The sequence below is a fragment of the Aquabacterium sp. OR-4 genome, assembly GCF_025290835.2.
GTDB lineage: Bacteria > Pseudomonadota > Gammaproteobacteria > Burkholderiales > Burkholderiaceae_C > Pseudaquabacterium.
This window is the reverse complement of the sequence record NZ_JAOCQD020000001.1, coordinates 1,986,071-2,000,125: the sequence shown is the minus strand read 5'-3', so window position 1 is coordinate 2,000,125 and position 14,055 is coordinate 1,986,071. Positions and strand designations below refer to the sequence as shown.

The following is a 14,055-nucleotide window of genomic DNA, read 5'->3' as shown; positions in this document are numbered from 1 at the left end:
ATGTCCACTCCTTCTGCCGTGCCCGCCGTTCGTGTGGCGCTGGCCCAGATCAATGCCACCGTGGGCGACCTGCCGGGCAACGCCCGCCGCCTTGCCGAGGCCGCCCGCCAGGCCCATGCGGCCGGTGCCGCGTTGCTGCTGGCGCCTGAACTGTCGCTCACTGGATATCCCCCTGAAGACCTGCTGCTGCGTCCGGCCTTCATGCAGGCCTGTGCGCGTGAACTGGCGGCACTGGCCGCTGAACTGGCGCCGCTCAAAGGCCTCAGCGTGGTGGTGGGCCACCCGCACCAGTCCGGCGAGCAAGGTGACGAGCGCTCGCGCTCGCATGCCGTGCAGCGGCGCTTCAATGCCGCCAGCGTATTGGCCGATGGCCGCGTGCAGGCCACCTATTGCAAGCGCGAACTGCCCAACTACCAAGTGTTCGACGAACGGCGCTACTTTGCCTCAGGACGCGACGCAGGGCAGGGCGCGGTGGTATTCGAGTCCGGCGGCCGGCGCTTCGGCCTGCTGATCTGCGAAGACGCCTGGTTCGACGAACCCGCGGCCAGCGCCCGTGCGGCCGGTGCCGAGGTGCTGTGCGTGCTCAACGCCTCGCCCTTCCACCTCGACAAACCCGACGAGCGCGAGCAGCGCATGGCCCAGCGTGTGCGCGACACCGGCCTGCCGCTGCTGTACGCCCACCTGGTGGGCGGCCAGGACGAGGTGGTGTTCGACGGCGCCTCGTTCGCACTCGATGCCCAGGGCCAGGTGGCGGCGCGTGCGGCCTTTTTTGCCGAGGACCTGCTGCTGGTTGACCTGGCCGCCGACGGCAGTGCCAGCGGCACGCTGGCGCCGGTGCCCGAGATCGAGGCCCAGGCCTGGGCTGCGCTGGTCACCGGCGTGCGCGACTACATCGGCAAGAACGGTTTTCCGGGCGCCCTCATCGGCCTGTCGGGCGGCGTCGATTCGGCCCTGGTGCTGGCCGTGGCCGTCGAGGCGCTGGGTGCCGAGCGGGTGCGCACGGTGATGATGCCTTCGCCCTACACGGCCGACATTTCGTGGATCGACGCGCGCGACATGGCCGCGCGCCTGGGCGTGCGCTACGACGAAATCGCCATCGCGCCGATGTTCGACGCCTTCCGCGCCAGCCTCGCGGCCGAGTTTGCCGGCCGGCCCGAAGACGCCACCGAAGAGAACATCCAGGCCCGCATCCGCGGCACGCTGCTGATGGCGCTGAGCAACAAGTTCGGGTCGATCGTGCTCACCACCGGCAACAAGAGCGAGATGGCCACCGGCTACTGCACGCTGTACGGCGACATGGCCGGCGGCTTTGCGGTGATCAAGGACGTGGCCAAGACCCTGGTCTACCGCATCTGCGCCTGGAAGAACGCCCAGCCCACCGTGCGTGCCGACGGCAGCACCGGCCCGGTGATCCCCGAGCGCATCCTTACCCGCGCGCCCTCGGCCGAACTGCGCCCCGACCAGACCGACCAGGACAGCCTGCCGCCCTACGAGGTGCTCGACGCCATCCTGGCGCGCTACATGGAAGAAGACCAGTCGATCGAGCAGATCGTGGCCGCGGGCTTTGCGCCGGCCGATGTCGAGCGTGTCACCCGGCTCATCAAGATCAATGAGTACAAGCGCCGCCAGGCGCCGGTGGGCATCCGCATCACCCACCGCGCCTTCGGCCGAGACTGGCGCTATCCCATCACGTCGAAGTTCCGCGCTTGATCGCGGGCACGTTTAAACTCGTCACAGTTCTCGCCCTATTTGTCTGGAGCCCGCCATGAAGCAGATCACCGCCATCATCAAGCCTTTCAAGCTCGAGGAGGTGCGCGAATCGCTGGCTGACGTGGGCGTGTCCGGCCTCACCGTCACCGAGGTCAAGGGCTTCGGTCGCCAGAAGGGCCACACCGAGCTGTACCGCGGCGCCGAGTACGTGGTCGACTTTCTGCCCAAGGTGAAGGTCGAGGTGGTGGTCAAGGACAGCGATGTCGACCGCTGTGTCGAGGCCATCGTCAAGGCCGCCAAGACCGGCAAGATCGGCGACGGCAAGATCTTCGTCACCCCGGTCGAGCAGGTGGTGCGCATCCGCACCGGCGAGACCGACGAATCGGCCGTCTGATCCGGCAGCCGCCTGGCCGGCCGCCACCGACCAACGGGCCCCGCGGGGCCCGTTTTTCATGGCTGCGCGGCGGCGCTCAGATGCGTTCGAGCGTGTCGTCGCCGCGGTGGCTGCGCTGCGCCAGCAGCCTGTCAAGCAGGCTGTCGATGTCGCCCGCCTGGCTCAGCATCGCCATCTGCCCGTCGTCCATGAAGCCCTCGGTCACCGCGTGCCGCAAGAAGGCCAGCAGCGGGTTCCAGTAGTCCTCGGCGCCCAGCAGGCCGATGGGGCAGTCGTGGTAGCGCAGGTTGCGCCAGGTCCACACCTCGAACAACTCCTCGAAGGTGCCGATGCCGCCGGGCATGGCGATGAAGGCATCGGCGCGCTCGGCCATCAGCTGCTTGCGCTGGTGCATGGTCTGCACCACATGCAGCTCGTGCAGGCCGGCATGGCCCACCTCCAGCCGCATCAGCGACTCCGGGATCACGCCCACCACGCGGCCGCCGGCGGCCAGTGTGGCGTCGGCCACCGCACCCATCAGCCCGGCACGACCTCCGCCGTACACCAGCTGCCAGCCGCGCTGGCCGATGGCTTGGCCCAGCGCCTGTGCCAGCGCCAGGTAGGCCGGGTGGGCGCCGGGGCGCGAGCCGCAGTAGACGCAGACGCTGAACGGGGCGGGCGAGGGTGTGGACATGGCAGCAGGCGCAAGCAAGGTGCAGCGTGACGAGCGCGCCATCAGGCCAGGCGCCCGCCACGCGGGGGAGGGATCGAACCCCGGAGTGTGGCTCAGCCGGCCAGCAACAGCCGGTGCGTCAGCGCCGCCAGCCACACGCCACCGCACCACAGCAGCGACAGGAACACCGCCGCGCTGCCGTAGTCCTTGGCGCGCTTGCTCAGCGGATGCAGCTCGAACGAGATGCGATCCACCGTGGCCTCGATGGCCGAGTTCAGCAGCTCGACGATCAGCACCATCAAGACCGAGCCCAGCAGCAGCGCACGCTCGATCCAGTCGGTGCCCAGCCAGAAGGCCGCCGGCAGCAGCAGCAGGCCCAGCAGGGCCTCCTGACGGAACGCGCTTTCATGGCGCAGCGCGCTGCCGAAACCCTGCATCGAGTACACAAACGCATGGGCCACGCGCGACAGCCCGGTGCGCTGCTTGTGCGGGTTGGTGCCGGGTGCGGCCGGCGCGGCGGGCGCCGGAGCCGGCGAATCCTTGACCGGGGTCACGCGACTGGCTGCGAGCCGGTGGACGGGCTGACAGCGCCTGGCCGGGCCGGGCGCCAGTCGATCACCCGGGTGCCGCACACCGCGTCGTGCCAGTACTGGCCGTCGGGCCGCAAGAAGGCCAGTGCGGCGTAGCCCAGCACGCCGGCCAGCAGCATGCCAAAGCTCACCCCGCCGCCGTGCAGGCCCGACAGCCACAGCGCCAGCAACGCAGGCACGAACCACAGCCAGCTCAGCAGGTAGCGGGTCAGCGCGCGCAGCAGGCCCAGTGGCGCGCCCTGGGCATCTACCAGGCGCAGGTGCCAGGCCTTCATGGCCACCGTCTGGCCGCCATGCGTCCAGAACCAGACGAAGTACAGGCCCAGCACGGCAAACACGAACAGCTGCAGGCCCACGCGGCCCTGCAGCGCATGGCGTTGCTGGGTCAGGCTGCCGTAGACCAGCCCGGCCATCATCAGCACGCCAAACAGCAGCACGCCCTCGTAGACGAAGGCCGCCAGACGGCGCCGCAGCGCGGGCGCGCGCAAGCCGGGCAGAGGCACGGCCGGGCCGGCCGCATCGGGCGGTGCAGTGGCGCTCACCGGCTGGCGGCTCAGGGTTGGCCGGTGCTGCCCGGCACCGAGGCCGCCGCCTGCGGCCCGGTCTTGGGCAGCAGGGTGCTGCGATCCACCTGGCTGGCCCGCGCGGCGATCTTGGGTTGACCGGGTTGCTGATGCGCAGGCGGCGTGGGCGTCTTGGTCATCAGCGTGGTCGTGGCGCCGGGCTTGGCCTGCACGACGGTCGGGGCCACCGGCTTGACCAGCGGCGCCGAGGCCGGCGCGCGCGGCGGCACCAGGTTCTGCTTGGGTTGCGCTACGTCAAGCGCCTGTGCCGCAGCGGGCACCGGGCGGGCACGCTCGGTGGCGGCGGGGCTGGAGCGGTCGGCCAGGGCCTTGCGCTGCTCGGGCGGCAGGGCCTGGTAGGCCTCCCAGCGCGCCTGCTTTTCCTCGCGCGGAATCTGCTTGGTTTCCTGGAAGCTCAGGCGCGCCTGGGTGCGTTCGGCTGGCGACAGCCGGGTCCAGTCGGCCATGCGGGCCTGCACGCGCTGCTGCTCGTCGGCCGGGATCTTCGGGAAGCGCGCCGCCACCTCGAGCCACTTGGCCTTGTGCGCCGGGCCGATGCCGGCCCAGTCGCGGGCCAAAGGCGCCAGCGCGGCGCGCTGCTGCGCACTGAGGCTGGCCCAGGACGGGCCCTCGGCCACCGGCGCTGCCGTGCCCGGCCTGGCCGTTGCGGCCGGCTGGGTCGCCGGGGCGATCGAAGTCACCGGGGCCGCAGGGGCCACCGGAGCCGGTGCCTGGGCCTGCACCTGCAGTGCGGCCAGACCCATCAGGCCGGCGCACACGCTGCGCAACAGCGCTTGGCGCGGGAAGGGGGAAGGCGGGGGCTCAAGGCGGGGCCGTGGGGCGGTGAGGCCGGGGCCTCAGGGCAGCTCGGCGCCGCGCAGGAACTCGACGAAACCGGGGTCGCCATACGCGCCGGGCGGCAGTTCGTCGGCCAGCAGCGCGCTGTCGATCTCGGCCGCGGCGTGGATCTGCTCGGTGTCGTGGTGGTGCTCGATGAACACCAGGCCCACCAGCAGCAACATCAAGGGCAGCACCGAGGCCATGCGCAACCACACCGGCGTCGGGCTGCCCAGCGCAGCGCTGCGGCCGGATGCCACCACCAGCGGCGCAGCCACCGCCGCGGCGACCGTGGCCCGGTGCTGCCGCGCGGTCGCGATGGCGCGTTCACGCGCGAAGCGCAAGCGCTCGGACACGTCGTGCGGCAGCTCTTCGGCGCCCCGGCTGAGGTGCGACGTCAGGCGCAGGGCCACCTGGCCCTGCAGGCCTTCGGCGGCGGGCCGCGGCGCCGGCGGAGAAAAAGTCTGGTTGATGTCGTTCACGGCGCGATTCCCTTTGTCCGAAGTGCTTTCGCCAAGGCATGCACGGCTCTGGAGCAGTGTGTCTTGACGCTGCCTTCGGAACAGCCCATGACGGCCGCCGTCTCGGCGGTGTCGAGCTCCTCCCAGTAACGCAGCAGGAAGGCTTCTCGTTGACGCGCCGGAAGCTCGGCCACTTCGTGTTCGATGGCAAGCAGGATCTGGGCCCGTGACACCGAATCGGCGGCGCTCTCGGCGCCGAGCATGCCGTCGGCGGTTTCCAGGCTTTCGAGCAGGTCGAAGTCGTCGGAATCGCCGTCGCCTTCGAAGTCGGACATGTTCTGCATCACCGCATTGCGCACGCGCAGGCGGCGGAACCAGTCCATCGTGGCGTTCGACAGGATGCGCTGGAACAGCAGCGGCAACTCGGCCAGCGGCCGGTCGGCGTACTTCTCGGCCAGGCGGATCATCGCGTCCTGCACGATGTCGAGCGCGGCGTCTTCGTCACGCACGGTGTACACCGTGCGCTTGAAGGCCCGTTTCTCGACGCTCTTGAGGAAATCCGAGAGTTCTTTGTCGCTCGCCAAGGTTCACCCGGCCCCCGGTGCGGAGGCGGCCAAAACGGCGCGGATTATGTCACCCGCAGATCGCTGCACCCGGGCAGGCCGCGGTGGGGGCGGGCGCTGATGCAATAATGCTGCTTCGCACAAAGCGATCTGGGTCTCAAGCCGGCCCGCCGACCCCGGCGGGCGAGTTGTTTTTGATCGCGCAGGTTCCGAGTCCGCCTCACGAGGGCGCGAGAAGGGGCACCGATGGTTTTTCGTCAGAGAAATTCACAAAGGTTCGAAATGGACATGTCTGCCGCGGAAGTCAAGCGCGCCACCTCGTTGTCGGCGCAACCGCAAAATTCTCCCTCCTCCTCCCAGCACCCCGAGATCAATGGCTCGGAAATCCTGGTGCGCTGCCTGCAGGCAGAAAACGTCAAGTTCATGTGGGGCTACCCTGGCGGGTCGGTGCTCTACATCTACGACGCGCTGTACAAGCAGGACACCATCCAGCACGTGCTGGTACGCCATGAGCAGGCCGCCGTGCATGCCGCCGATGGCTATGCGCGCGCCACCGGTGAAGTGGGTGTGGCCCTGGTCACCAGCGGCCCGGGCGTGACGAATGCCGTGACCGGCATTGCCACCGCGTACATGGACTCGATCCCGATGGTGGTGATCACCGGCCAGGTGCCGACGCCGGCGATCGGGCTGGATGCCTTCCAGGAGTGCGATACGGTGGGCATCACGCGCCCGATCGTCAAGCACAACTTCCTGGTCAAGGACGTGCGCGACCTGGCCAGCACGATGAAGAAGGCCTTCCACATCGCGCGCACCGGTCGTCCGGGCCCGGTGGTGGTCGACATCCCGAAGGACGTGTCGCTCAAGACCACGCCCTTCCACTACCCCGAGCGCGTGGAAATGCGCTCGTACAACCCGGTGAAGAAGGGCCATGGCGGCCAGATCCGCAAGGCCATGCAGCTGCTGCTGGCGGCCAAGCGGCCCTACATCTACACCGGTGGCGGCGTGATCCTGGGCAATGCGGCGGCCGAGCTGCGCGAGCTGGCCGATCTGCTGGGCTTCCCCTGCACCAACACGCTGATGGGCCTGGGCGCCACGCCGGCCAGCGACCCCAAGTTTCTGGGCATGCTGGGCATGCACGGCACCTACGAAGCCAACATGACCATGCAGCACTGCGATGTGCTGCTGGCCGTGGGCGCGCGCTTCGACGACCGCGTGATCGGCAACCCGAAGCACTTTGCCTCGGTCGAGCGCAAGATCATCCACGTGGACATCGACCCGTCGTCGATCTCCAAGCGCGTCAAGGTCGACATCCCGATCGTGGGCGACACCAAGGATGTGCTGCAGGAGATGATCGCGCACATCCGCGAGACCCAGGCCAAGCCCGACAACCAGGCGCTGGCCGCGTGGTGGAAGCAGATCAACGACTGGCGCAAGCGCGAGTGCCTGGCCTACAAGAAGAGCGACGAGGTCATCAAGCCGCAGTACGTGGTGGAGACCCTGGCGCGCCTGACCAAGGGCAGCGATGTCTACGTCACCAGCGACGTGGGCCAGCACCAGATGTGGGCGGCGCAGTTCTTCCCGTTCGAGGAGCCGCGGCGCTGGATCAACAGCGGTGGCCTGGGCACCATGGGCGTGGGCCTGCCCTATGCCATGGGCATCAAGCTGGCCAAGCCCGACAGTGATGTGTTCTGCATCACCGGCGAAGGCTCGATCCAGATGTGCATCCAGGAACTCAGCACCTGCCAGCAGTACAAGACGCCGGTCAAGGTGATCGCGCTGAACAACCGCTACCTCGGCATGGTGCGCCAGTGGCAGGAGCTCGACTACGGGGGCCGCTACTCGCACAGCTACATGGACGCGCTGCCCGACTTCGTCAAGCTCGCCGAGGCCTATGGCCACGTGGGCCTGAAGATCGAGAAGCCGTCGGATGTGGAGCCGGCGCTCAAGGAGATGATCCGCCTGAAGGATCGCACGGTGTTCCTCGATGTGCGCACCGATCCGACCGAGAACGTCTGGCCGATGGTGCAGGCGGGCAAGGGCATCACCGAGATGCTGCTGGGCTCGGAAGACCTGTGACCGCCTGAGGGCCGCCGGGCGCCTGCCGTTACCGCGGCCGGCGCGGCAGGCGGCCCGCACGGCGGGCACGGCTTTCGCAGCCGATTTCTCCAACGCTTTTTGACGGTGCGGCCAAGGGCCGGCGCTTACCGGCGCCGTCTTGAAGAACCGCGCTGCAAGGACGAACCATGAAACACATCATTGCCGTGCTGCTCGAGAACGAGCCTGGCGCGCTGTCGCGCGTGGTGGCGCTGTTCTCCGCCCGCGGCTACAACATCGAGAGCCTGACGGTGGCGCCGACGGAAGACCCGTCGCTGTCGCGCATGACCATCGTCACCACCGGCTCCGACGAGGTGATCGAGCAGATCACCAAGCACCTGAATCGCCTGATCGAGGTGGTGAAGGTGGTCGATCTGACCGAAGGCAGCTTCACCGAGCGCGAGCTCATGCTGATCAAGGTGCGCGCGGTGGGCAAGGAGCGCGAGGAGATGAAGCGCATGGCCGACATCTTTCGCGGCCGCATCATCGACGTCACCGAAAAGAGCTACACGATCGAGCTGACCGGCGATGCCGGCAAGCTCGACGCTTTCATCGAGGCCATCGACCGCACGGCGATCCTCGAAACCGTGCGCACCGGCACCAGCGGGATCGGTCGCGGCGAACGCATCCTGCGTGTCTAACCAACCCATCCCGCAAGAACAACTGGAGAACCCCATGAAGGTCTACTACGACAAGGACGCCGATCTGAGCCTGATCAAGGGCAAGAACGTCACTATCATCGGCTACGGCTCGCAGGGCCACGCCCATGCGCAGAACCTGAACGACAGCGGCGTGAAGGTCACCGTCGGTCTGCGCAAGGGCGGCGCCAGCTGGGCCAAGGCCGAAAAGGCCGGCCTGAAGGTGGCCGAGATCGCCGACGCGGTGAAGAGCGCCGACGTGGTCATGATCCTGCTGCCCGACGAGCAGATCGCCAGCGTCTACAACGCCGACGTGCACGCCAACATCAAGCCTGGCGCCTCGCTGGCCTTCGCGCACGGCTTCAACGTGCACTACGGCCAGGTCGTGCCCCGCGACGACATCGACGTGTGGATGGTGGCGCCCAAGGCCCCCGGCCACACCGTGCGCAACACCTACAGCCAGGGTGGCGGCGTGCCGCACCTGATCGCCGTGCATGCCGACAAGACCGGCAAGGCGCGTGACCTGGCGCTGAGCTATGCCGCGGCCAACGGTGGCGGCAAGGCCGGCATCATCGAGACCAACTTCCGCGAAGAGACCGAGACCGACCTGTTCGGCGAGCAGGCCGTGCTGTGCGGCGGCACGGTCGAGCTGATCAAGGCTGGTTTCGAGACGCTGGTGGAAGCCGGCTACGCGCCCGAGATGGCCTATTTCGAGTGCCTGCACGAGCTCAAGCTGATCGTCGACCTGATCTACGAAGGCGGCATCGCGAACATGAACTACTCGATCTCCAACAACGCCGAGTACGGCGAGTACGTCACCGGCCCGCGCGTCGTGACCGAGGAGACCAAGAAGGCCATGAAGCAGTGCCTGAAGGACATCCAGACCGGCGAATACGCCAAGTCCTTCATCCTCGAGAACAAGGCCGGCGCACCCACGCTGATCAGCCGCCGCCGCCTGACCGAAGAGCACCAGATCGAGCAGGTGGGCGAGAAGCTGCGCGCCATGATGCCCTGGATCAAGGCCAACAAGCTGGTGGACAAGAGCCGCAACTGATCGCGCCTCGTGCCATCGAAAAGGGCCGCCTCGTGCGGCCCTTTTTCATGCCGACCCCTGCGTTATGCTCCCGACCATGACCGATCCCCAGGACAGCGCGCTCGAGCCGCACGATGGCGCCGACGCCGCTGACAACCCGCCCGAGGCGCCGCCGCGCCCGCGCCGCAAGGGCATCTATGTGCTGCCCAATCTGTTCACGCTGGCCGCCCTGTTTGGTGGCTTCTATGCCGTGGTGATGGCGATGAACGGCCGCTTCTCCGATGCGGCCATCGGCATCTTCTGCGCCATGGTGCTCGACAGCCTGGACGGCCGCGTGGCGCGCATGACCAACACGCAGAGCGCCTTCGGCGAGCAGATGGACAGCCTGTCGGACATGGTCAGCTTCGGCGCCGCGCCGGCGCTGATCGTCTACGAATGGGCGCTCAAGGGCCTGGGCAAGGCCGGCTGGGCGGCGGCCTTCGTCTACTGCTCCTGCGCGGCACTGCGCCTGGCCCGCTTCAACACCAACATCGGCGTGGTCGACAAGCGCTTCTTCCAGGGGCTGCCCAGCCCGGCTGCGGCCGCGCTGGTGATCGGCTTCATCTGGATCATGGACGACGCCGGCTTTCGCGAGGGCGTGAAGGACATCCCCTGGCTGGTGTGGTGCACCTGGACGCTCACCATCTACGCCGGCCTGACCATGGTCACCAACGTGCCCTTCTACAGCTTCAAGGATTTCGGGTTGAAGAAGTCGGTGCCCTTCGTCACCCTGGTGGCCATCGCGCTGGGCATGGCGCTGATCAGCCAGCACGTGCCGGGCATGCTGTTCGGCCTGTTCATGCTGTATGGCCTGTCGGGCTATGCGATGTACGTGTACCGCCGCATGAAGGGCAAGCATGTGAGCGTGATCGCCACCTCCACCGACGAGCCCGACGAGAAGGGCCTGCACCACTGAGCGTGCCGCTGGCCAGGGTTTCTGGCCAGGCCGGCGGCGCCAGGCCCGTGCTACATTCAGCCCCCATGTCGACGAACCCCAAGCGCATTGCGCTGCAGCTACTAGGCGTGCCTCTGGCGCGCTGATCGTCCACGACCCGGTTTCACACTACCCCTTTCCCGGACAAACGGCCCGCCAGCAACGCTGCAGCGGGCCGTTTGTTTTTCTGGGTTCATCCCGCCCACCGCTGCGGTGACATCACCACCCCCGATGGAGCGATTCCGATGACCCTGCTCGCCAACCCCGCCGCCAAGTACCGCGCTTTCGCACCGGTGCACCTGCGTGACCGCACCTGGCCCGATGCCGTGCTGAGCCGCGCGCCGCTGTGGCTGTCGACCGACCTGCGCGACGGCAACCAGGCGCTGATCGAGCCGATGGACGGCGAGCGCAAGCTGCGCATGTTCGAGATGCTGGTGAAGATCGGCTTCAAGCAGATCGAGGTGGGCTTTCCGTCGGCCTCGCAGACCGAGTTCGATTTCGTGCGCCGCCTGATCGACGAGCACCGCATCCCTGACGATGTGACGATCCAGGTGCTGACCCCCGCGCGCGACGAGCTGATCCGGCGCAGCTTCGAGGCGCTGCAGGGCGCGCCGCGGGCGATTCTTCACCTCTACAACGCCATCGCGCCGGTGATGCGCCGCGTGGTCTTCGGGCTCAGCGAGGACGGCGTGGTCGATCTGGCCGTGCAGCATGCGCAGCGGGTGAAGGAGCTGGCCGCCGCCCAGCCCGACACCGACTGGACCTTCCAGTACTCGCCCGAGACCTTCTCGGATGCCGAGCTGCCGTTTGCCAGGCGGGTGGTCGACGCGGTCACCGCCGTGTGGCAGCCCACGCCCGAGCGGCCCTGCATCATCAACCTGCCCACCACCATCGAGCACAGCACGCCCAACATCTTTGCCGACATGGTGGAGTGGATGCACCGCCACATCGCGCGGCGCGAGGCGGTGATCCTGTCGGTTCATCCGCACAACGACCGCGGCACCGGCGTGGCCACGGCCGAGTTCGCGCTGATGGCCGGGGCCGACCGCATGGAAGGCTGCCTGTTCGGCAACGGCGAGCGCACCGGCAATGTCGATCTGGTGAACCTGGCGCTGAACCTCTACACCCAGGGCGTGCATCCGGGCCTCGACTTCAGCGACATCGATGCCATCCGCCGCACGGTAGAGCATTGCAACCAGCTGCCGGTGCATCCGCGTCACCCCTATGCCGGCGACCTGGTCTACACCTCGTTCTCGGGCTCGCACCAGGACGCCATCAAGAAGGCCTTCGCCGCGCGGCGCGAGGGCGATGTCTGGGACATGCCCTATCTGCCGATCGACCCGAAGGACCTGGGCCGCAGCTACGAGGCGGTGATCCGGGTCAACAGCCAGTCGGGCAAGGGCGGCATCGCCTACCTGATGGACGCCGAGTACGGCCTGGCGCTGCCGCGGCGCCTGCAGATCGAGTTTGCGTCGGCGGTGCAGGCGGTGATGGACGACCAGGGCCGCGAGCTCAGCGCGGCCGATCTCTGGCAGCTGCTGGCCCAGACCTACCGCCTGGGCGAGCAAGAGATCGGCATCGACCATCTGCACATCGACGACCGGCCCGACGGCCATTGCCGGCTGAGCCTGCGCCTGCGCCTGCAGGGCCGGGTTGTGGCACTGCAGGGCGAGGGCCGCGGCCCGGTGGACGCGCTGGTGCAGGCCTTGCGCGCCGTCACCGGCGTGGCCATCGAGGTGCTCGACCTGCACGAGCACGCCGTCACCGGCGGGCCGCTGGCCGCCGGGCAGGGCGCGCAGGCGCAGGCCGCGGCCTACCTGGAATTGCGCATCGCCGATACTCGCACGCTGTTCGGCGTGGGGCTCGATGCCAGCATCGTCACCGCGTCGATGAAGGCCGTGCTCAGCGGCCTGCTGCGCGCAGACATTGCCATCGCGCCGCGCCGCGAAGCGGCTTTCAACGACTGAACACCGATACAACGACAAGGAGCCACCACCATGTCCGACCAACTCATCATCTTCGACACCACCTTGCGCGATGGCGAGCAGTCGCCCGGCGCCTCGATGACCAAGGACGAGAAGCTGCGCATCGCGCGCCAGCTCGAGCGCCTGCGCGTCGATGTGATCGAGGCTGGCTTTGCCGCCTCGAGCAACGGCGACTTCGAGGCCGTCAAGGCGATTGCCAGCCACATCAAGGACAGCACCGTGTGCTCGCTGGCGCGCGCCAATGACCGCGACATCGGCCGCGCCGCCGAGGCGCTGCAGGGGGCCGCGCGCTCGCGCATCCACACCTTCATCGCCACCAGTGAACTGCACATGGAGAAAAAGCTGCGCATGACGCGCGACCAGGTCTTCGAGCAGGCCAGGCTGGCGGTGCGCTTTGCCCGCAACCTGTGCGGCGATGTCGAGTTCAGCCCCGAAGACGGCTACCGCAGCGACCCCGACTTTCTGTGCCGGGTGCTCGAGGCGGTGATTGCCGAGGGCGCCACCACCATCAACGTGCCCGACACCGTGGGCTACGCGGTGCCCGAGCTGTACGGCAACTTCATCAAGACGCTGCGCGAGCGCGTGCCCAACAGCGACAAGGCGATCTGGAGCGTGCACTGCCACAACGACCTGGGCATGGCGGTGGCCAACTCGCTGGCCGGGGTGAAGATCGGCGGCGCACGCCAGATTGAATGCACCATCAACGGCCTGGGCGAGCGGGCCGGCAACACCAGCCTCGAAGAAGTGGTGATGGCGGTGAAGACCCGGCGCGACTACTTCGGCCTGAGCGTGGGCATCGACACCGCGCAGATCGTGCCGGCCAGCCGCATGGTGAGCCAGACCACGGGCTTCGTGGTGCAGCCCAACAAGGCCGTGGTGGGCGCCAATGCCTTTGCCCATGCCTCGGGCATCCACCAGGACGGCGTGCTGAAGGCGCGCGACACCTACGAGATCATGCGCGCCGAAGACGTGGGCTGGAGCGCCAACAAGATCGTGCTGGGCAAGCTGAGCGGCCGCAACGCGTTCAAGCAGCGCTTGCAGGAGCTGGGCATCGAGCTCGAAAGCGAGAGCGAGACCAATGCCGCCTTCGCCCGATTCAAGGATCTGGCCGACCGCAAGGCCGAGATCTTTGACGAGGACATCCTGGCGCTGGTGGGCGACGAAAGCGTCACCCGCGAGCAGGAGCACTACCGCCTGGTGTCGCTGCAGCAAAGCTCCGAGACCGGCGAGCGGCCGCAGGCCAGCGTGGTGTTTGCGGCCGGTGAGGTGGAGCAGCGCGCCAGCAGCGACGGCAACGGCCCGGTGGACGCCAGCCTGAAGGCGATTGAAAGCCGCGTGCAGAGTGGCGCCGAAATGCTGCTCTATTCGGTCAATGCGATCACCAGCGGCTCGACAGAATCGCAGGGCGAAGTGACCGTGCGCCTGCAACTGGGTGGTCGCGTGGTCAACGGCGTGGGGGCCGATCCCGACATCGTGGTCGCGTCGGCCAAGGCCTATCTGGCGGCCCTGAACAAGCTGCATGCCAACACCGACCGGGTGGCCGCGCAAGGTTGAATGCGGCA

14 protein-coding genes are annotated in these 14,055 nt (G+C 68.0%); 8 read left to right on the top strand and 6 right to left on the bottom strand.

All coding sequences use genetic code 11. From position 1 onward, the window contains the following. Both N4G63_RS08690 and N4G63_RS08685 read left to right on the top strand, forming a co-directional pair. The gene (locus N4G63_RS08690; protein WP_260787925.1) at positions 1–1,710 is read left to right on the top strand and encodes an NAD+ synthase; all 1,710 of its coding nucleotides are present in this window, start codon (positions 1–3) and stop codon (positions 1,708–1,710) included. Positions 1,711–1,765: 55 nt separating this feature from the next. Further along, positions 1,766–2,104: a P-II family nitrogen regulator gene (locus N4G63_RS08685; RefSeq protein ID WP_260787924.1), complete on the top strand. Its 339-nt coding sequence runs from the start codon at positions 1,766–1,768 to the stop codon at positions 2,102–2,104. A 76-nt stretch (positions 2,105–2,180) separates the two neighbouring features. Here the strand turns inward: N4G63_RS08685 and N4G63_RS08680 are convergent, their stop codons facing one another. From N4G63_RS08680 to N4G63_RS08655, 6 genes are all read right to left on the bottom strand, one after another. Further along, the gene (locus N4G63_RS08680) at positions 2,181–2,777 is read right to left on the bottom strand and encodes an LOG family protein (RefSeq protein WP_260787923.1); all 597 of its coding nucleotides are present in this window, start codon (positions 2,775–2,777) and stop codon (positions 2,181–2,183) included. Positions 2,778–2,869: 92 nt separating this feature from the next. After that, positions 2,870–3,310: a diacylglycerol kinase gene (locus tag N4G63_RS08675; RefSeq protein ID WP_314599584.1), complete on the bottom strand. Its 441-nt coding sequence runs from the start codon at positions 3,308–3,310 to the stop codon at positions 2,870–2,872. Next, positions 3,307–3,888 (bottom strand): RDD family protein, encoded by a 582-nt coding sequence (locus tag N4G63_RS08670; protein ID WP_260787922.1) that lies wholly within the window; start codon positions 3,886–3,888, stop codon positions 3,307–3,309. The genes N4G63_RS08675 and N4G63_RS08670 overlap by 4 nt, the downstream gene beginning before the upstream one ends. A gap of 11 nt (positions 3,889–3,899) precedes the next feature. Further along, positions 3,900–4,688: a DUF3106 domain-containing protein gene (locus N4G63_RS08665; RefSeq protein WP_260787921.1), complete on the bottom strand. Its 789-nt coding sequence runs from the start codon at positions 4,686–4,688 to the stop codon at positions 3,900–3,902. Positions 4,689–4,766: 78 nt separating this feature from the next. Continuing rightward, positions 4,767–5,228, bottom strand: a complete 462-nt coding sequence (locus N4G63_RS08660; protein WP_260787920.1) for a DUF3619 family protein — start codon at positions 5,226–5,228, stop codon at positions 4,767–4,769. Beyond that, complete coding sequence (locus tag N4G63_RS08655; protein WP_260787919.1) at positions 5,225–5,791, bottom strand: RNA polymerase sigma factor; 567 nt, start codon at positions 5,789–5,791, stop codon at positions 5,225–5,227. The genes N4G63_RS08660 and N4G63_RS08655 overlap by 4 nt, the downstream gene beginning before the upstream one ends. A gap of 261 nt (positions 5,792–6,052) precedes the next feature. Between N4G63_RS08655 and N4G63_RS08650 the strand changes: the two genes are divergently transcribed. The 6 genes from N4G63_RS08650 (at position 6,053) to N4G63_RS08625 (ending at position 14,047) form a co-directional block, all read left to right on the top strand. After that, entirely contained in the window at positions 6,053–7,846 is a 1,794-nt protein-coding gene (locus N4G63_RS08650) for an acetolactate synthase 3 catalytic subunit (RefSeq protein ID WP_260787918.1), read from the top strand. Between the two features lie 167 nt (positions 7,847–8,013). Beyond that, positions 8,014–8,505, top strand: coding sequence for an acetolactate synthase small subunit (gene ilvN, locus N4G63_RS08645; protein ID WP_260787917.1), 492 nt, complete (start codon positions 8,014–8,016; stop codon positions 8,503–8,505). Between the two features lie 34 nt (positions 8,506–8,539). Continuing rightward, on the top strand, positions 8,540–9,556 hold the full coding sequence (ilvC, locus tag N4G63_RS08640; RefSeq protein ID WP_260787916.1) for a ketol-acid reductoisomerase: 1,017 nt from the start codon (positions 8,540–8,542) through the stop codon (positions 9,554–9,556). A 76-nt stretch (positions 9,557–9,632) separates the two neighbouring features. Continuing rightward, the gene (gene pssA, locus N4G63_RS08635; protein ID WP_260787915.1) at positions 9,633–10,490 is read left to right on the top strand and encodes a CDP-diacylglycerol--serine O-phosphatidyltransferase; all 858 of its coding nucleotides are present in this window, start codon (positions 9,633–9,635) and stop codon (positions 10,488–10,490) included. A gap of 269 nt (positions 10,491–10,759) precedes the next feature. Continuing rightward, a complete protein-coding gene (gene leuA / locus N4G63_RS08630) occupies positions 10,760–12,475 on the top strand; it encodes a 2-isopropylmalate synthase (RefSeq protein WP_260788677.1) in 1,716 nt (571 codons plus the stop codon). A 30-nt stretch (positions 12,476–12,505) separates the two neighbouring features. Next, positions 12,506–14,047 carry a 2-isopropylmalate synthase gene (locus N4G63_RS08625; protein WP_260787914.1) on the top strand — a complete coding sequence of 514 codons (1,542 nt, stop codon included), beginning with the start codon at positions 12,506–12,508 and terminating at the stop codon, positions 14,045–14,047. Positions 14,048–14,055 lie beyond the last annotated feature (8 nt).

Excerpts from the sequence above, each read along its gene's own strand:
- N4G63_RS08625 (WP_260787914.1), top strand. The coding sequence starts at position 12,506 with ATGTCCGACCAACTCATCATCTTCGACACCACCTTGCGCGATGGCGAG.
- ilvN (WP_260787917.1), top strand. The coding sequence starts at position 8,014 with ATGAAACACATCATTGCCGTGCTGCTCGAGAACGAGCCTGGCGCGCTG.
- N4G63_RS08685 (WP_260787924.1), top strand. The coding sequence starts at position 1,766 with ATGAAGCAGATCACCGCCATCATCAAGCCTTTCAAGCTCGAGGAGGTG.
- pssA (WP_260787915.1), top strand. The coding sequence starts at position 9,633 with ATGACCGATCCCCAGGACAGCGCGCTCGAGCCGCACGATGGCGCCGAC.
- N4G63_RS08650 (WP_260787918.1), top strand. The coding sequence starts at position 6,053 with ATGGACATGTCTGCCGCGGAAGTCAAGCGCGCCACCTCGTTGTCGGCG.
- N4G63_RS08690 (WP_260787925.1), top strand. The coding sequence starts at position 1 with ATGTCCACTCCTTCTGCCGTGCCCGCCGTTCGTGTGGCGCTGGCCCAG.
- N4G63_RS08680 (WP_260787923.1), bottom strand. The coding sequence starts at position 2,777 with ATGTCCACACCCTCGCCCGCCCCGTTCAGCGTCTGCGTCTACTGCGGC.
- ilvC (WP_260787916.1), top strand. The coding sequence starts at position 8,540 with ATGAAGGTCTACTACGACAAGGACGCCGATCTGAGCCTGATCAAGGGC.